This is a genomic window from Eubacteriaceae bacterium Marseille-Q4139 (genome assembly GCA_018223415.1).
Classification (GTDB): Bacteria; Bacillota; Clostridia; order Lachnospirales; family Lachnospiraceae; genus CABSIM01.
Genome location: JAGTTQ010000001.1, coordinates 2,904,524 through 2,921,458 on the forward strand (window position 1 = coordinate 2,904,524; position 16,935 = coordinate 2,921,458).

General features: G+C 51.5%; 22 protein-coding genes and 1 pseudogene. 8 read left to right on the forward strand and 15 right to left on the reverse strand.

Features of this window, described 5'->3' with window-relative positions:
• The first annotated feature begins 1 nt into the window (after nt 1).
• From KE531_13715 to KE531_13735, 5 genes are all read left to right on the forward strand, one after another.
• Complete coding sequence (locus KE531_13715) at nt 2-478, forward strand: hypothetical protein (GenBank protein MBR9954647.1); 477 nt, start codon at nt 2-4, stop codon at nt 476-478.
• Nucleotides 479-624: 146 nt separating this feature from the next.
• Nucleotides 625-1,512 (forward strand): LysR family transcriptional regulator, encoded by an 888-nt coding sequence (locus KE531_13720; GenBank protein ID MBR9954648.1) that lies wholly within the window; start codon nt 625-627, stop codon nt 1,510-1,512.
• 107 nt (nt 1,513-1,619) lie between these two features.
• Entirely contained in the window at nt 1,620-1,991 is a 372-nt protein-coding gene (locus KE531_13725; protein MBR9954649.1) for a MerR family transcriptional regulator, read from the forward strand.
• A 21-nt stretch (nt 1,992-2,012) separates the two neighbouring features.
• Nucleotides 2,013-2,474, forward strand: coding sequence for a hypothetical protein (locus KE531_13730; protein ID MBR9954650.1), 462 nt, complete (start codon nt 2,013-2,015; stop codon nt 2,472-2,474).
• A 110-nt stretch (nt 2,475-2,584) separates the two neighbouring features.
• Nucleotides 2,585-3,277 (forward strand): flavodoxin, encoded by a 693-nt coding sequence (locus tag KE531_13735; GenBank protein MBR9954651.1) that lies wholly within the window; start codon nt 2,585-2,587, stop codon nt 3,275-3,277.
• A 317-nt stretch (nt 3,278-3,594) separates the two neighbouring features.
• On the opposite strand, the pseudogene KE531_13740 reads toward KE531_13735, so the two are convergent.
• From KE531_13740 to KE531_13775, 8 genes and pseudogenes are all read right to left on the reverse strand, one after another.
• Nucleotides 3,595-4,811: pseudogene (locus KE531_13740) on the reverse strand (IS110 family transposase).
• 4 nt (nt 4,812-4,815) lie between these two features.
• On the reverse strand, nt 4,816-5,187 hold the full coding sequence (locus KE531_13745; GenBank protein ID MBR9954652.1) for a recombinase family protein: 372 nt from the start codon (nt 5,185-5,187) through the stop codon (nt 4,816-4,818).
• A gap of 13 nt (nt 5,188-5,200) precedes the next feature.
• Nucleotides 5,201-6,910 carry a recombinase family protein gene (locus KE531_13750; GenBank protein MBR9954653.1) on the reverse strand — a complete coding sequence of 570 codons (1,710 nt, stop codon included), beginning with the start codon at nt 6,908-6,910 and terminating at the stop codon, nt 5,201-5,203.
• A gap of 92 nt (nt 6,911-7,002) precedes the next feature.
• Nucleotides 7,003-7,146 (reverse strand): hypothetical protein, encoded by a 144-nt coding sequence (locus KE531_13755; protein ID MBR9954654.1) that lies wholly within the window; start codon nt 7,144-7,146, stop codon nt 7,003-7,005.
• A 642-nt stretch (nt 7,147-7,788) separates the two neighbouring features.
• Nucleotides 7,789-8,211: a sigma-70 family RNA polymerase sigma factor gene (locus KE531_13760; protein MBR9954655.1), complete on the reverse strand. Its 423-nt coding sequence runs from the start codon at nt 8,209-8,211 to the stop codon at nt 7,789-7,791.
• A gap of 458 nt (nt 8,212-8,669) precedes the next feature.
• Entirely contained in the window at nt 8,670-9,413 is a 744-nt protein-coding gene (locus KE531_13765; protein MBR9954656.1) for an ABC transporter permease, read from the reverse strand.
• Nucleotides 9,410-10,135: an ABC transporter ATP-binding protein gene (locus tag KE531_13770; protein ID MBR9954657.1), complete on the reverse strand. Its 726-nt coding sequence runs from the start codon at nt 10,133-10,135 to the stop codon at nt 9,410-9,412. Before KE531_13770 ends, KE531_13765 begins: the two co-directional genes overlap by 4 nt.
• A 71-nt stretch (nt 10,136-10,206) precedes the next feature.
• On the reverse strand, nt 10,207-10,947 hold the full coding sequence (locus KE531_13775; protein MBR9954658.1) for a MerR family transcriptional regulator: 741 nt from the start codon (nt 10,945-10,947) through the stop codon (nt 10,207-10,209).
• Nucleotides 10,948-11,131: 184 nt separating this feature from the next.
• Here KE531_13775 and KE531_13780 point away from each other — a divergent pair, with 184 nt between their 5' ends.
• Nucleotides 11,132-11,491: an XRE family transcriptional regulator gene (locus tag KE531_13780; protein ID MBR9954659.1), complete on the forward strand. Its 360-nt coding sequence runs from the start codon at nt 11,132-11,134 to the stop codon at nt 11,489-11,491.
• A 178-nt stretch (nt 11,492-11,669) separates the two neighbouring features.
• Here KE531_13780 and KE531_13785 read toward each other — a convergent pair whose 3' ends face one another.
• Nucleotides 11,670-13,181, reverse strand: a complete 1,512-nt coding sequence (locus KE531_13785) for a relaxase/mobilization nuclease domain-containing protein (GenBank protein MBR9954660.1) — start codon at nt 13,179-13,181, stop codon at nt 11,670-11,672.
• 117 nt (nt 13,182-13,298) lie between these two features.
• On the opposite strand from KE531_13785, the gene KE531_13790 reads away from it, so the two are divergent.
• A complete protein-coding gene (locus tag KE531_13790) occupies nt 13,299-13,790 on the forward strand; it encodes a TIR domain-containing protein (GenBank protein ID MBR9954661.1) in 492 nt (163 codons plus the stop codon).
• 22 nt (nt 13,791-13,812) lie between these two features.
• A complete protein-coding gene (locus KE531_13795) occupies nt 13,813-14,220 on the forward strand; it encodes a hypothetical protein (GenBank protein ID MBR9954662.1) in 408 nt (135 codons plus the stop codon).
• A gap of 53 nt (nt 14,221-14,273) precedes the next feature.
• Here KE531_13795 and mobC read toward each other — a convergent pair whose 3' ends face one another.
• The 6 genes from mobC to KE531_13825 all read right to left on the reverse strand — a co-directional run bounded on the left by mobC (nt 14,274) and on the right by KE531_13825 (nt 16,922).
• A complete protein-coding gene (gene mobC / locus KE531_13800) occupies nt 14,274-14,618 on the reverse strand; it encodes a plasmid mobilization relaxosome protein MobC (protein MBR9954663.1) in 345 nt (114 codons plus the stop codon).
• On the reverse strand, nt 14,615-14,770 hold the full coding sequence (locus tag KE531_13805; protein MBR9954664.1) for a hypothetical protein: 156 nt from the start codon (nt 14,768-14,770) through the stop codon (nt 14,615-14,617). The genes mobC and KE531_13805 overlap by 4 nt, the downstream gene beginning before the upstream one ends.
• Nucleotides 14,771-14,781: 11 nt before the next feature.
• Complete coding sequence (locus tag KE531_13810) at nt 14,782-15,540, reverse strand: hypothetical protein (protein MBR9954665.1); 759 nt, start codon at nt 15,538-15,540, stop codon at nt 14,782-14,784.
• A 142-nt stretch (nt 15,541-15,682) separates the two neighbouring features.
• Entirely contained in the window at nt 15,683-16,051 is a 369-nt protein-coding gene (locus KE531_13815; GenBank protein MBR9954666.1) for a cysteine-rich VLP protein, read from the reverse strand.
• Nucleotides 16,048-16,674, reverse strand: a complete 627-nt coding sequence (locus KE531_13820; GenBank protein ID MBR9954667.1) for a DUF4366 domain-containing protein — start codon at nt 16,672-16,674, stop codon at nt 16,048-16,050. Before KE531_13820 ends, KE531_13815 begins: the two co-directional genes overlap by 4 nt.
• Nucleotides 16,671-16,922 (reverse strand): DUF4315 family protein, encoded by a 252-nt coding sequence (locus KE531_13825; GenBank protein MBR9954668.1) that lies wholly within the window; start codon nt 16,920-16,922, stop codon nt 16,671-16,673. The genes KE531_13820 and KE531_13825 overlap by 4 nt, the downstream gene beginning before the upstream one ends.
• Between the last annotated feature and the right edge of the window lie 13 nt (nt 16,923-16,935).

A 16,935-nucleotide genomic window follows, 5' to 3' on the forward strand; every position in this document is an offset into this window, starting at 1 on the left:
CATGTTGGATACGAAAGATATTGAGATGATTTCTTCTATCATGAAGACGGCGATCCAGCCGTTGGAAGCCGAAGTCAGGGATGCCAGGAAGGAAGTCCAGAGCGTGACGGGTGAGGTTCGGACGATGAAGGACAAAGTCGAGAACGTGACGGGCGAAGTCCGGAACATGGCGGCTCACATTCGAATCATGAGGAGCGAAGTCCAGAACCTGAAGGACGGACAGAAGTTTCTCCGCAAGGATGTGGACGACCTGAAAAAAGGCTTCAACAGGATGGAAAGAGAAATGCGAAAGATGAAAGACCAGATGTACGCGGTGGATGCGAAGATCAAGCAGATGAGCCACGAATTTGTGGATCTCAGGCTGGAGATCATCGGCAGGGAGAGCAGACAGGAAAGGGAAATCCGCCTGCTGAAGGATGCTCAGGAGACGATTATCAAAGCCCTGGAGCGCAACCAGATTCTTCCAATCGCCAACTAGAACACCGGCTGCCGGGTATCGGAACCGGCACAGCATGTTCCATCTGATACAAAAGATAAAGGAAGACGGGCAGAGAGCGGAAGCTTTTTCCCGTCTTTTTTGGTACACAAGCCCAACGGGCTTAAGCAGAACAAAAGGAGGCGCCTATGGAACTTCGGGTCTTAAAATATTTCCTGGCGGTTGCCAGAGAGGAAAACATCACAAAGGCAGCCCAGATGCTGCATTTGACGCAGCCGACCCTTTCCAGACAGATGATGCAGCTGGAGGAGGAGCTGGGAGTGAGGCTGTTCATCCGCGGGAACCACAGCATTATACTGACAGAGGACGGCCTGCTTTTAAAGCGCCGCGCTCAGGAACTTCTTTCCCTGGCAGATAAGACGAGACGGGAGTTTCTGCACAAGGAAGCCGGCCTGGCCGGGGAAATCATGATCGGAAGCGGTGAATTCCGGAGCACGAGGGAGTTTGCCAGGATCATGGTGGAATTCCAGAAAAAGCATCCTCTCGTGAAATATCAGATTTACAGCGGAAATGCCGATAATATCAGGGATTCTATCGAGCGGGGGCTTCTGGATCTCGGGGTGATGGGAGAGCCGGTGGATATCCGCAAATATGAATTTCTGCCCATGCCGGTGAAGGAGCGGTGGGGCATTCTGGTGAGGGAGGACTCCAGTCTGGCGGAGAAGGAGCAGATACGGCCCGAGGATCTCCTGGGGATTCCGTTAGTAACGGCTTCGAGGGATTTTCAGGGCGAGCTCTCCGGATGGTTCGGCGGACTGTTTGAGAAGATGGAGATTGCGGCATCGGGGAACCTGCTTTACAATGAGGCCATGCTGGTGGAAAATGGTATGGGAGCCGTGCTCTGCATCCAATTAAACTGCTGCTACGAAGGGCTCCGTTTCATTCCGCTTTTCCCTGCCGTCGAATCCAGGACGGCCCTTGTCTGGAAAAAAGACTCGGTTTTTTCGCCGGCGACTGCTGCTTTCCTGGATTTTGCATCCCAATGCCTGAAGGGCATTTCTGAAGATAAAATGTAAGTATTAGACATATGAAATCAAGCACGTTACAATAAAGGTGTTCCAGGACGGAGCACCTTTCTTTTATGCAGCAGGAAAACAGCATTCATGGAAGGCCAGGTGAGAAAATGACAATTTATGAGGCAAGCGAGCGTTACAGCATCCCCCTGGAGGTTCTCCGGGAGTATGAGCGGTGGGGGCTGTGCGGTGTGGTAAAAAAGGTCATGGGGGCATGGCAGTACGATGACGAAGACATAAAGCGACTGAGTATGATTTTGACTCTGCACGATGTCGGTTTTTCCAACGAGGAGACGGAAAGCTATATGCGGCTTCTTTTGGAGGGGAGCGATACGGAGGAGGAGCGGTTGGAAATGCTCCGGCGCCACCGGGACAGCACGCTGGATGAGATCCATTTTAAACAGAAGCAGCTTGACCGTCTGGATTACCTTCGGTATCAGATCCGGAAGGCCAGCGAGGAAAAAACAAAAAAGAAATCATGAAGCAGGAAAGGAGAATGGGATATGAGAAGAAAAATCATGACGGCTGTCTTGGCCGCATTTATGGTGCTGGGGCTTTCCGGCTGTCAGAAGGAGAGCGCCGCGGCCGTTCAGGCCCAGAATCAGGAGACAGGCAGCAGCCAGGCGGAAACGGAAGCCGAGACGGTGGAGCCAGCGCCGTCTGAAAACGCCTCCCAGGCGGAAGCACCGGCGGACGGCGCCAATGCGCTGATCGTCTATTTCTCCTGGTCGGGAAACACGGAATCCGTGGCAAAGGAGATCCAGGCGCAGACGGGAGCCGATCTTTTTGAGATTGTTCCGGCAGAGCCCTATACGGAGGATTACAATGCCCTCCTGGAAATCGCACAGGAAGAGCAGGCGAGCGACGCCCGTCCTGCTATCTCCGGGGAAGTGGAGAATTTTGAGAAATATGACGTGGTTTACTTTGGGTATCCTAAAATGGAGTATGGTTTTCTTTGTGTATAGTGTGTATTAAGTGGATTTTATGAGAGAGAAAAGAACTGCATACACAATAATGGATAAGGTTTGTGTATGGCGTTGAGGATACAGATATATTGTATAGGAGGTTAGTTTCCATGAGAAAGCGTGGTTTATTATTACTTGCGATATGTGCGATGATGGGTGTGCTGGCAGGTTGCAGTTCGGGAAATGAACAGGAGGTCAGTACCGGGCAAGAGGTTCAAACCAGTGCAGTGACTGAGCCGGAATTAGAAAACAGTGTGCCTGTGTCAGAGGAAGCGGTTTCAGAAGGGGATGATTCTGGAGAAACGGATATCGAAGGAGACGAAGGGAAAACGCTGATTGTGTATTTCTCTGCAACTGGGAATACGGAGAGAGTAGCAGAAATGATTGCGGAAGCTACCGGAGGTGATTTATTTAAACTGGAGCCGGCGGATCCTTATACGGATGAGGATTTGGATTATAATGATGACAACAGCCGTACTTCTAGGGAATATGCAGATAAAAGTCTGAGAAATGTAGAGCTTGTCGTCGCGACCGTAGAAGATTTTAGTGCGTATAAAAATATTTTTGTAGGATACCCCATATGGTGGTCTGAGCCCGCATGGCCGGTAAATTCTTTTGTGGAATCAAATGACTTTACAGGGAAAACGGTAATTCCGTTCTGTACATCGGGCGGTTCCGGTTTAGGTAGAAGTGGTGAAATGCTGGCTGGAATGGCGGGAAGCGGCGAGTGGTTGGAAGGAATGAGATTCGGGTCAAGTGTTTCGGAAGAAGATGTGGTAGCGTGGATAGAGAGTTTGAAGTAGTATTTGAACACAAATATATAGTGCAAAAAAGCAGAGAGATGAAAGTCTTTCTGCTTTTTGTTTGGAGAGAGATGATATATAGAATACGGAAGTTGAAAGCAGTTATTTTTATAGCGTAACAGAACTTTTTAGTTAAAAGGGACTGTGGTATAATATGGTCAAAGCATTATAAAGGAATAGACTTTAAAACGGATTACTGTAAAAATCTTGCTAATGTTTGTCAACACTTTTTTGAATTTTTTCAGAAGAAAAAAGGGTAACCTTAATAAATCTACTGTATTGTAGATTTGCAAAAAGCGGTATAAAATTAAGATGATTTACTTATAAAGCTCCATCGCACGAGCATAGTAAATTCGGAGAAACTTATTAACGCCAGCCATTTTTGCAACGTTGTAAGGTTTTCCTTCCTGTTCCTTTTTGAGTATGAAAAGGTAAACAGGATCATCTTGAGGTTTTGTCAGTTTGAGAGCCTGCATGACCTCAAAACAAGCTTTTCTGAGAGCAGAACTGCCACGCTTGGATATGTGGCGGTTCCTGCTTTCAAATTGCCCTGACTGATAGGGAGGAGCATCGTTTCCAGCATAAGAGTTGAGAGCCTTTGCACTGTGAAAACGGCGGATATCTCCGATTTCAGCCAGAATAATGGGGCCCAGCCTGTCCCCAACGCCGTTCATTGCACGTAAAATCCTATATTCAGGTATTGTTTCTGCAATGTTTTGCATTTGAGCGATTTCTTCATCAGCAGCGTTTTGTACAGCAGCCAATAAATCAACCAGCTGATTTTGAGCGGAAATTATGTAATCATTGTCTCCGCGAGTGGTTATACTGTCACAGGCTAATTCATAGATAGATAAGCCTTTTTGTGGAGCATATCTGTCATGGCTTTTTTTCATAAGTGTTGCATAGGAAGACAAGAATCTTGATTTGCCCATTGCCTTAATCCAATCGAAAGAACCGTATTTCTTAATGAAAAGTAACAAGGCACATTCATCCGGCTTGCGGCTTTTCAGTTTTAACAAAGACGTTATTCCAGGCATGGTTTCATCAAGAAGATTTGTCAGCTGTGTCTTTGTATAGCTTACCGTTGAAATACGTTGATTGTACTGACGGGAAAGAAATTTGAGGTCTTCATATTTTTGCTCTAAGGAAGTGTATGGCGTAAGCATATAAGACTTCTCCAAAGCGTATTTTGCGATTCTCAAGGCGTCTTTTTTGTCAGTTTTTGCCTTATGGATTTCAACATCTCCATATTTTTTCATTTGATATGGATTTACGAGACATACAGGGAATCCTTCTTGTTGAAGTTTTTTTAATACTGGATAATGATAATGTCCTGTGTATTCCATGAGGATAGTAAAAGATTCATCAAGGTCATTTAAATTTTTACCATCGCATCCATATCCGAAAGGGTATGATACATAGTAAATGGTTTGGCACGTATGCTGCCATCTGAGTTAAGAACAGCAACGGTGCTTTTCGCTTTTGAAACATCAATTCCAACAGCATGCGGAGTGTCCTTATAGGATTTGAGTATCCTATCAAGGACACTCCGCTTTTTTATTGCGTGAAATCAGGGCCTCGCCTTTGTCGCTGAACAGAAGTCGATCCCGTATGCAAAGGAGCTTAGCTCCATGCTCAACAAGCAAGTCAATGTAGCGTTGCGTCATGCCCCATTCGCGGCCTATGCGGGTCAGGCTATGGACTAACACCACATCCACCTTGCCAGCAAGAACAGCCTGTGTCACTTCTTGAAGCGCCGGACGTTCCAGCGTCAGGCCGTTTCCATGCTCACAGGCCGCGCCGATGATGGTATATCCGGCCTGTTCCGCATACCGCCGAAGCATGGCAGCCTGGGCCTCCAGACAAAAGCTGTCATCACGGGCCACACGGCAGTAAAGATAAACTCTCATATTCCACACCACCTTACACCGCGATTTGCGCTGGGGCGTAGCTGACTGCTACGCCTTTTCTTGTCCGCATGGTAATATCGGCCTCCGGGATTTTCCGGCGATCCGGCACGTCAAACACGCCGATGCAGTTATAGTGGATGACCACGCGCTGGGTGGTAACGCCGTCCTGCTTTTCCGCGTGATACACGTCAATGTGGTCAATCAGCTCCGCCACCATGCGCTGGGTGATTGCCGTGGCGTTGGTGTAGCGCCGGACAGCTTCAAGAAAATGGTCAATGTCCATCCGCTTGCCCTCCGACTTTTTTAGCTCCAGCCGCAGGGCTTTGATCTTCTTGGTATTCTCACCCTGCTCCTGCTCGTACCGCTTGGACATTTTGGAAAACCGGGCGTCATCGATCTTTCCGGCAACATTGTCCTCATAGAGCCGTTCAAAAAGCACATCCAACTCCTTGTCCCGCGCCAGCAGCCCATCCAACTCCCGCTGTTTCCGCGCCCGGTCATTTTCCGCGACCTTTGCGGAGCGGCCCATCATAGCCTTAATAAAATCGCCCTCATACTCGTTGGCAAAAGCGGCCAGACGGTTGATCTCGTACAGCACCACCCGCTCCAAAAAATCCAGCCGGATATAGTGGGTTTTGGAGCATTTGCGAAGTCCGGAGTTGTGGTTTTGACAGCTAAAAAACTTGATGTCGTGATTGCTCTGGTTAAAGTGGAAATTGAGATTGCCGCCACATTCCGGGCATTTCAGCAAGCCGGAGAACGGGCTGGGTTCCTGAGTGACGGTGGGCCGCTTGCGGCGGATGCCCTTTTTCATGCTCTGCACCTTTTCCCAAGTGGCCCGGTCAATGATGGCCTCGTGGACGTTTAGAAAGATCGCCCGGTTTTCCTCCGGGTTTTCGATGCGCCGTTTCATTTTGTACGACTTGGAGTAGGATTTGAAATTGATCACATCGCCGCAGTATTCCTGCAAGGTGAGAATTTTCTTGATGGTGGTATGGCCCCATTTGGTAGGTTCCACGGTGCTTTTGGAGCCGCCCCGGTTTGTTCCCTTGCTCCGCCAGTAGTAGGTGGGATTGAGGACACCATCCTGCTCCAGCGCGGCGGCGGTTTCCGCCAGTCCATAGCCGTCCAACGCCATCTGGTAAATTCGGCGTACCACAGAAGCGGCATCCGGGTCAATCACCCAAAACCGGGGATCGTCCGGGTTCTTGATGTAGCCATAAGGCGGCGGCGACAGTGGGATGCCGGAATTGCCTTTCATTTTGTTGACGATCCGGCGCTTCTTGGAAATATCCTTTGCATACCACTCATTCATAATGTTTCGGAATGGGGTAAATTCATTTTCACCCTCGTCGCTGTCCACACCGTCCGCCACAGCTACCAGCCGCACATCATGCTGGGGGAAAAACTCCTCAGTGAGCTTGCCGACCTCTATGTAGTTCCGGCCCAGCCGGGAGAGGTCTTTGACAAACACCGCCGAAATATACCCGGCCTCAATCGCCGTCAGCATTTTCTGGAAGTCCTTGCGCTTCATAGTAGTCCCGGTGATCCCATCATCCACGAAAAAGATCGTGTCCGTATAGCCCTTTTCTTTGGCGGCCTTTTGAAGTATCTTCTTCTGATTGCTGATGCTGTTGGACTCCGTATCCATGTTATCATCTCGGCTCAGGCGGCAATACAGAGCGGCTGTGCCGATTGCGTGGTTCTTGCTTGACTGTTTCAAAACGTCCTCCTTTCCAGCCGTCAAGCAAGAGGTTTTATCCTATTTATATTATACCTCTGCCAACGGCCCATGTTAAGGATGCCTCGGAACGGTTAGGCTGACTCCAGATCGGCCAGCATGAGTTTTAAGAGAATATCCCGCATCGACTCGCCGTTTTCTTTATAAACAGGTGTGACAATAAATTTGATTTTATCCACCTGATAGATATATTCCTCTCTTTTCTTGGTATCTGCCACGGCACCCTCCTTTTCCGTGATTGCTTACTCGATCATGTGTCCCCGCTGTCCCGTGGGGAAACGTCAAAGGACGGCGAATGACCGCCGCCCTTTGACCTTCCCCCACCTCTGGCCTGGATGGCCAGAAGTGGAGGCGGTGCTATTCCATTTCGATCTGCAAACACAGGGAGCCGCCCCACCGGGCTAATTTGAGCTGTCGCAAGACAGAAAGGCCCCGGTGCAAGCGGTCCCCCGCGTTTTGTGTTCGTGTGCGCCGTATTTGCCACGCATCCCCGGCGCGGGGAGTATTCCAGGCCGCCGATGGCTTCGGCTGCATAGCCCCGCTATACCGTTACACCCCATCAGGGCGGCGCATACGGCAGGGACTCCCCCTCAAGTCTGCGGGAGGGCGTGAGCAAGTTTCATTATCCCCCGCGCTGTCATCGCGCCCAGCTTGCCGGGGCCGGGTTAAAGTCAGCGTTGATCGCTCGGCCAGCTTGTCCATCACCTCCTGAAGCTGGCTGTCCTGGCGGCGCACCTTACGTCGCTATTCACGCGGGTTTTGTGCCTGAAATACTGTCTATTCAGTTGTCACAGTTCAGAAGAAAGGGCTTGTACCTCTTTCTAATAACCGTGACTTTTTCCGGAGTAAACCGCAGGTGTTTATAAGCTGTTTTTCAAAATTTCCCGGAGCACATTCAGCCCCCGGCAGATGCTGTCCCGGATAGCACTCTCGGCCACACCCTCGGCCCGCGCAAGCTCCGCCTTGCTGATACCGAGTATGTAATGGGCATACACCCGGCGGCCCTGTTTTTCCGGGAGAGAGGCCAGGGCGGCATACAGGGCCTCGATCTCCTCCTTTTCCTCGTAGAGTTCAGCGGGGGACGGAGCAACGCGCACCGCGCTGTGCTCAATGCAATCCCCCCGATCCAGGGAATACTGCGCTTTGTAGCGGTACATACGGCGGCGGGCGCTGGCCTCCCGGCGGGCGGCGGCACTCATAGCCTCCACCACGTCCTCGGAAACTTCCACCAGCAGATCGGAATGATAAAACGGGTACACGTCCCGCAGATTGATGATCGCCATTGAGAAATCCTCCATTTCGATGTTCAACGGTTGACGGGTTGAATGGATCGAAATGGAGAGTGGCGGAGATCGGCACCCAGGGGAGCCGCCCCGCACCTCTGGCCACGATGGCCAGAAGCCAGATAAACAAAATGCGCTTGCGCGGCACAGAGCCGAACAAGCGCATGAAACGACATATTCACTTAGATACTGCCAAATTTCATGTGCGCCGCCAGAATGTTCCCTTTGAGCGGACGGGCTTTTTTTGACAGGTTAGGGGGATGGAAAATGAATAAGGACACGGCGATACCTCCCGGACACCGCCGTATCCTTAAAAAAGGGCGACTTTATCACACCCCCCGTATTCTCATTTTTTGAAAAGAAAACGGCGGCTTGAATTATTTATTTCAAACCGCCGTTTTCGGCCTCGATATTGCCGTTTTTACAACGGTTTCGCTGTGATTGCGCTAATCGTTACCTCACTCCCATTTGAAACACTTAATTGCAACACCAGAACAGATGATAGTGACGGCCAGCATAACGAGAACAGGGAGCCACACATTTGAAAGCGGTGTTCCTAAAAAGGCAGCTTTCATAAGTTGGATACCCTGTGTCATCGGGAAAAACTGCACAACAGTTTGCATCCCCTTTGGCATTACTTCAAAAGGCAGGGTAGCTCCGGAGAATATAAGCATAGGGAAATATAGGATACAGGCAATTACACTTGCGGTTTTGGCATTTTTAGCAATTCCCCCGACCATCATTCCGATACTTAAAGTGGAAACCATAGTCAAGGACCAACTCCCGATAAATGTAAGCCACGATCCATGTACTTCAACTTTCCAAAAAAGCATAGCCACAGGAATTATCGTGGCGAGGGAAATAACGGAGTAAATAACATAAATCAAAAATTCCACAATTAACAACATAACCGGACTGATTGGTGTTACCTTGAACCGTTTCAGTATTTTTCTTTCACGATATTCTGATACCACCAAAGGCAGGCCCATCAGCCCGCCAGCGCAGATGGAAATGGTACAGAGCGCACCGATGGATTGCTCCAAAAACGTAAATTCAGCTCCTTCAGTCGCTGGTCTTGTTCCATACAGAAAGCCAAGAATAATCAGCACTATTAAAGGTAATATCACGGCAAAGATTACCATGTTCATGTTTCGGATATTCAACTTCAGCTCATTTTTTAAGAGCACAGCAAAAGACCTCATTCCGCATCGACCTCCTCACCAGCAAGTGCTAAATATGCATCCTCAAATTTTTCGCAACCGCTCTTTTTTATGGCCTGCATAATCGTCCCATAGAACGCAATTTGTCCCTTTTTGAGAATACAAATCTCGTCACACAGAGCCTCAACTTCGTCCATAAAGTGCGAAGTTAGAAAAATTGTCATTCCTTGCTTTTTTAGTCCTTCGAGGATTTTCCAAACATCACGCCGGGCCTTTGTGTCAAGACCGGTGGTCAATTCATCCAGAAAAACAACCTGCGGATTGGGGATTAAAGCAAGTACAATAAAAAGCCGCTGGCGTTCTCCACCCGATAGACTTTTGACTGCTGAATTTGTTTTGTTCACAAGTCCGAACTGCGTACACAGCTTTTTCCAGTCGGCTGGGGTCTTATATAGACAAGCGGTTTCTTCGCATAGCTCCGACACTTTAATCTCCGGCTGATAATCACACTCTTGAAATTGAACACCAACCTTTTGGAACAGACGGCGTCTGTCCTTTTGGGGGTCAAGAGAGAGAATAGTCATTTCACCGCTGTCAGCTTTCTTTGTTCCTAAAATGCACTCAATCGTTGTGCTTTTTCCTGCTCCATTTGCCCCCAGCAGGCCGAACACCGTACCTGCCTTTACCGATAGACTCACATGATCTACCGCTGGGAGTTGACCATAGGCTTTTGTCAGCCCCCGCACTTGGATAATTGTTTCCATAGCGATACCTCCTTCATTTTGATAGCAAAAGAATACCACCAGCCCAAAGACTGGTGGTAAAGTGGAGGGTTTTAATAATTTTCCTTCATTTCTTGTAACATTCCCATGATTTTCTTTGCGTTATATTCCGCCGCCGCCAAAGATATGATTAGCCGGTCACAAACCGAAATAATATCCTCTGACTGTTGGGGTGTATTCAATGCGGCTTTAATATCCACATCTGGATTTTTAGATAGCTGGCGGAGCATCCTCAAAATGGCCTCCAAAGAATATTTGGCACAGCGGAGAGAACGGATAATTTTCAATCGTTTTATATCTTCATCTGTATAAACACGGTAGCCATTTTCTTTGCGCTTAACCGTGAGCAATCCATTCATTTCCCAATTTCTCAAGGTGTCCATTGAAATATCCAGATATTCTGATACTTCTTTCCGTTTCATAGAAAACCGATGTACATCCGTTTCCCCGGAAAGAATATCTTGAACAATTTGGATTGCCTCTTCCGCATTGTGGCGCTCGACCGAAAGCCCATCCAGATATTCCTGCGTAAGCGCAATAGCCTGCTCAAAATTTTTGCTTGCAGAGAGTTTAACCACGGATACAATTTTCTTTCTCAACCCGCTTTGGAGCACTTCAATTTGAAATGCTGTTCGGGCAAGTATAAACTGCTGAATATGAAACGTAGTAAAAATCCGATAACCATTTGTTTGTCGCTCTGGTTTTGGAATAAGCCCCAGTTTCTCATAAAGACGTACTGTATTGGGGTGAATACCGATAGCAGTAGCGATCTCAGTTGTTCTATATGTTTCCAAGCCAATCACCTCCTATTATTAACTATACCTCTAACAAAAAGTCTGGTGTTAAAGTATAGGGTTATATTATATCAGGGCATAAAAATTCACGCAAGGATGACATGAAGTTAAACAGTCAGTTGAATGAAATATGCAATCGTTCAAATACTAATACCCGAAATGTAAAATGACATTGGGTGATGTTATGAAGTTTGAACGAGACGAACGACGATTTGATTTTCACGATATAGGGCTCGCCATCAAGCGGGCGCGGGAGGCCAGCGGGATGACGCAGGAGCAACTGGCTTATATTGTTGACCGTTCTCCACGCACTATCATGTATAATGAGAATGACGGCCAGCACCCCAGCCTCAACACCTTTTATCAGATGGTGACAATGTTTGACATATCGGTGGATCAGTATTTTTATCCGTCCAAAAATAACGGGAGTGAGTGCAGAAAGCGGATTGACGCCATGCTGGGTTCCCTGGACGAAAAAGAATTGAAAATCGTGGAGGCCACCATCCAGGCGATGAAAGTGGCCAAAGAAACGGAGGATGCGTAAAGAAAGCGCGGCCTCCGTTTTTTTGCAGAGTTTTGGGGAAGCGCACAAACGGCAAGCAGGGCAAGTGTATTGACACTTGCTATTTTTGCGTTGCAAAAATGCTTGTTGGGGTGCCCCCAAACCCGCTGGCGCTTCTGGCCACACTGGCCAGAAGATACCCTTGTCAGCGGCCCCGGCGCTACCGCTCCTGGGCCTTATTTTCCCGCCCGTCCGTCAGGCCGAGTAGGTGATCCACGTTGCCCTTGACGGCCACCAGCTCCCGCATCTGCCGCTGGGCTTCCCGGTACTCGGCATAAAGGGCTTTCTTCCTCCCGGCCAGCTCCCGGCGGGATTTTTTGAGCACGTCCATTTTGGGGAGCTTCGCCCCGCCCAGGATGTCGCTCATGGAAGCCTTGGCCGCCCGGTAGGTGACAAGCTCGGCCTCATGCTCGACCAGATACTTCCCGCTGTACCGGGCCGCCTTGTAGCCGTCAAACACGGGCCGCGTCCTGGCGTAGTCCACCACGGCGGCCATGAGATCGGTGGTTCTGGAGAGCTGGGCCTCGGTGGCCTGGATTTCCCCGGCCAGCGTGTGGAACCGCTCCACCGCCCCAGCGGTCTGCGCGGCCAGCTCGTCATAGTCGGTCAGTCCATGCTCCATGAGATATTGGAGGGCGGCGGCCATCTGCTTGAGGTTGTAGACCTTGGCCCACCGCTCATAGGCTGGGCCTTTTCCCTGGCGCATTTTCTCTTGAATGTCAATCAGCAGATTGACACGGCGGAGGGCCGGACGGGGCCGCACAGGATCAGCGGCGCGAACAGGGGCCTTGCCGTCAATGACGGCCCGCACGTCCTCCGGGCCGTAACCGTCCCCCAGGGTGGAGGCCCGGAACCGGGCCGCCCGGTCATGGCCGGGGATGCGAAACGAGATCACGCCGCCCCGCCCACGCACCACCTGAACGCCCGCCGCCTCCATGCGGCAGAGAAAATCATCCAGATCGGCGGGCCGCTCCGAGAGGGCCGCATCGATGGCTTGCCGCACTTGCTCCTTTTGCGAGGGCGGGCGATCCCCGCCCAGCCACTGGCCATAATGGAGAAAGCGGCCCTTGCTGTGGAGCTTGGGATGCTCGATCACGGACAGGGCGTGTTCCAGGCATACCCGGTCGGAGAGCCGCCGCAGGGCCGCCGCCGATCTGAAAAAATCCCGGAATTTCCCGGTACAGTCCAGGGCCGTGGAATTGTAGTAAATATGGTTGTGGATGTGCTGGCGGTCTGTGTGGGTGGCAACGAAAAAGGCGTGTCTGCCCTTTGTCCAGCGCAGGGCCGTTTCATAGCCCACCCGGTTTGCCTCCTCCGGGGTGATCTCCCCCGGCTTAAAGGACTGGCGGATCTGATAGCAGAGCACATCCGCATCCCGCTTCTGCTCCCGGCCCGTGACAGCCTTGTACTTGGCCTTTGTCAGAAGAAACTCGGCGTCGGCTGTGCGGTAGTCGCACTCATAGCAGGAGATCAGCTCGCCGCCCTGGGTCTTGTCCGGGTTCTGCCCGTAGTCAAAGCGGCCTTTGAGGGACTGCGCGATGGTTTCCCCCTTGCTGATGTGGTGGGTAATCAGGCATGTTGTGGCCGTGGGTGTCCCCCCTTTCTGTAAGAAAGGCGGCGGCCCAAACAGCCGCCGCCCGCTTCTGGCCACACTGGCCAGAGGTAAGTACATTGGAAAGAAATTTTATTTAGTGGAGATAATGTCGTTTCTGCTGGACAATTTTTATACCTGGATATATAATTTTTAGTAGACAGTTTTTCTGAAAAATTACCGAAAGGTGGACTTCAAATGGCAAGGCGAGTGTTTTTTAGTTTCCATTATGATAACGACATCAACCGCTCTATGACAGTTCGAAATAGTTGGGTTACTCAAGGGAAAGAAGCGGCGGGTTTTATTGATAAGGCTGAATTTGAAAAAGTCAAGAGGCAAGGGGATCAGGCTATACGCAATTGGATTGATAAACAGCTTGAGGGCACATCTGTAACTGTTGTGTTAATCGGATCTGATACATTAAATAGGCCCTTTGTCCAGTATGAAATTTGTCAAAGCTTGCAACGCAACAATGGAATAATAGGTGTGCATATTCACAACATCCGGGATATGCTAACATCAAGAACTTGCACTAAAGGCGTCACTCATACAATTATTGGACGATATTCTGATGGGCACCCTGCATATTTTGATGAAGTCTGCGATGGAATTTATGACTATACTATGCAAAACGGGTATAATAATTTAGGCATATGGATTGAAATGGCCGCCCTAAAGCATGGAAGATAGATATTTGGAGGGAGTAGACTCCGTGGACGCTAAAATACAACATCTTCAGATGATACAAGGCATAATAAGTAGAATGGCTGGCAACTCCTTTTTGTTAAAGGGGTGGGCTGTGACTCTTATTGCAGGAATTTTTGCTTTATCAAGTAATGATACAGATCAACGGTATTTTTTGGTCGCTTACATCCCTATACTAATCTTTTGGGGGCTTGACTCATATTATCTGTGTCAAGAGCGGCGATACAGGAAATTATATGACCTTGTTCGTTCTAAAGACAATGAACACATTGATTTTTCAATGAATATTTCCGCAGATGATACTGTAGACGAAAAAACAACTTATCGAAATTGTATATTATCTGTTACTGAATTGTGGTTCTATTTTCCTTTGGCTTTACTGTCGGCCATTATTATAATTGTCACGCACCTTTAATATTTCAGAAATAAAGCGCGGTGAAAGTCATTAGATATTTTCACCGCGCCTTTTTATAACACTATCAATTGCGCCAGCTTTTTCAACAGATCGGAGAGCGGCCCCCACAGTTCGGCATAGTCTTTTTGCAGGGCCTTGATCTCTTCCGGGTACACGCCGTAGGTGTTGGCGTGGATGGCCACCTGGTTCAGATTGTTGGCGCACCGCCGCTGGAGGGACACCAGCTCCCGGACGGGGGCGAGGTCTACATGGAGCACATAGCCATTCAAGGCCATCTTGCGGACATAGGCGCTCATGTTGCGGATGCCCGCCTCGTCCATGCGCTCCCGGATAGCCGCCAGTTCATCGGGGCGCACCCACACACAGATGGGCACATCCCGGACGCGCTTCCTGCTCACCGCTCCTCCCGTTCCCGGCTCCGACAGGCGCGGGGCGGCTCCTTTACCTTGTCCAGCGGCTTTTCCTCCTCCGGGGGCTGGGGAGCGCCGAACACGCCGCACAGCCGCCGCACCTCCAGATCGGCAAGCTCACGCTCGCGCTGTTTTTCCATGCTGATACCTCCTAACGCTCGCCCCGGTCAGGGGCTTTCTTGTTTGGGGCCTCCGGCCCCCGGTGCTCCTGGGCTTCCCGCTGGGCGGCCTGGAGCTGTTCGGCAATCGGCTGTTTTCCTTTTTGCCTGCGGGCGCGGGCGGCCACCTGAAGCTCTACCCCACGGGCGGATGCGGCCAGTTGTTCCGGGGTGACATACTCTTTCACCGCATAACTGCCGAAGTCAGAATAAAACCACGTCAGCCGCTTCTGTTCCGGGACACGGTGAGCATCCTCCCATTTGCCCACCACCTGGGCCTGGGCATCCATCTGCCGCCGAATGTCCAGATTGCTGCGGGAGGGCCGCAACTCATAATCCCGCAATTCCTGCTCCGTCAGCGGCTGGGCATAGGTGATAGCGCCCCACGCCTGGAACGCCTCACCCGGCACCTGCTGGCGGCCAGCATAGATGTCCATGTGAATGGGCCGGTTGAAGTAGCTCTTGGGATAGGTGCCGATGTCGATGGGCCGCTGGGTGGAGTAGTATTGGTAGGCTTCCTGATCCGGGGTTTGCTCCACCTCCCGCACATGGTAGCGCCGCTGGTAGTCCTCGGCCCGGTTGTGCAAGTCGCGCTCCGCCATATCCGGCTCGTTGTGGTAGTGGCCCCAAAAGTAGTCCCGGTGTCCATCCTGCTCATTGAATTGCCATGTCACATAGGGGTTGGGGGCCTTGGGGTTTTCCCCCAGGGCAAAGCCGCATTTGTTGTCAAACAAAATCGTGCGGCGGATCACATAATCCGCATTGATCTCCACAGGCGATCTCCTTTCCAAAATGTTGACAGCATCCAGGGCAAACCGGGGCGGGCCGTAGAAACATACGGCCCACCCCGGAAGCGGCCCCGGAGAGCCTTGCAGTAAGCGGGTTTTCCGGGGCCTAATTGTCAACGCCCCAGCCCCGTTTTCTCCTCATGTGCTCCCGCTGTTGGCGGCGGTGGGCGGCCTTAGAACAGGCCGCCGAGCAGTAGGTCAGCCGCCCGTCCGGGGGAACGGGCCTGCCGCAGACGGGACAGCTCTTGAAGCAAGGGGGCGGCCCCTCGGTCAAAAGGGCCGCCTCCAGCGCCGGATCAAGGGGCAGGACGGCCTCCCGGAAGTAGCGGCACAGCGCCCCGGTGTAGCACTTGCCCAGCATATAACACGCACAGTCCAAGGGCAGACAGCCATAGTCCCGGTCATAGTTGGCGCACCACCGCACCACCAGGGAGCGGATGGCGGCCCGCTCCTCACGGGTCAGCTCCCGGTTCATTCCTCCAGCTCCTCGCCGTCCTCGTCCCAGGGAGGATTGTCCTCATAGTCCTCCGGGCCGTCATAGGCGGCCTCGTCATAGTCCTCCTCCGGGGCGGCGGCCTGTTGGCGCTTGGGGCGGTAAATTTTGAAATACCAGCCAGCCCCGCCGCCGACGGCCATCACGGCCAGCACCAGCAGAAGCGGCCCGGCCCCGGCCTTTTTCTCCGGCTCCGGGTCGGGTTCCGGTGTGGGTTCCGGGTCAGGCTCCGGCTCCGGGGCAGGGGTCACTGTGGCGGCCCCCTCGGTATTCTCCGCCAGGGCCATCAGGTCGGCCACGGTGACGGCGTTCAGAAAGTACACATTTTCCGTGCTTTTCTGCCTGTCGATCACCAGATAGAACACAGCCTCGTCCGCCGTGGTAATGGTGAAAAACTCCTTGCCCTCGTCATCGGTGGCGTTGTCCAGCACCGTCCCCTGGCCGTCCGGGGTCAGGGAGTTCGGCTCCGGGGAGGGTTCCGGCTCCGCCGGATCATAGCCCCCGGTGGTTTCCCCGCCGTCCGCATAGGCATAGGCGGGTACGGCAAAGCCGCACATCAGAACGGCGGCGCACAGGGCCGCCGCCAGCACACGCCCCTTTTTCATTCCGCCACCCCGCTTTCCTCCGGCCCGGACTTCTGGCCACCCTGGCCAGAAGCGCCCCGGAGCTTCTGGAGCAGGAGGGGCAGATCGGCCAGGGGGACGCTCATGCCCCGCACGATGTCCACGATCTCCTCATTCTCCGCCTCCCGGTGCTTCTGTTCCAGTTCCTTCAACCGGGCCTGCTGTTCGCTGATCTTGGCCTTGACCTTGTCGATCTCCGCCTGGATTTTTGCGCTTTTGCTCGTTGCCATTGATAACCTCCAT